1 protein-coding gene is annotated in these 261 nt (G+C 66.3%); it reads left to right on the top strand.

All coding sequences use genetic code 11. The annotated features are described in order from the left end of the window. Window positions 1–95: 95 nt before the first annotated feature. Window positions 96–261, top strand: a 166-nt coding sequence (locus SB772_RS42400) for an AEC family transporter (RefSeq protein ID WP_410838820.1), incomplete at its 3' end; no start/stop codon positions are given.

Here is a 261-nt window from a genome sequence, read left to right as displayed (position 1 = left end):
CGCTTCTATTCCTGTTTCACCCCGTCGTGCGCGCGGCCCGGTCCGCGCGCGATGCTTTTTGCCGCTCTTTTTGCCGCTCCATTTAGCGAACTCCGATGCTCTCCGCTGTTTCCATCCTGCTGCCCGTCTTTGGCCTCATCTTCGCGGGCTTCGCCTGCCGCCGCTTCGGCGTGCTCGGCCCCGCCGCCGCCTCCGAACTGAACCGCTTCGTCGTCTGGCTTGCGCTGCCCGCGCTGCTGTTCGACATCCTCGCGCACGCCA

Source organism: Paraburkholderia sp. SIMBA_030 (assembly GCF_046535245.1).
GTDB lineage: Bacteria > Pseudomonadota > Gammaproteobacteria > Burkholderiales > Burkholderiaceae > Paraburkholderia.
Note: the sequence above shows the minus strand (reverse complement) of the source record. Positions and strands in the feature narration are given on the sequence as shown.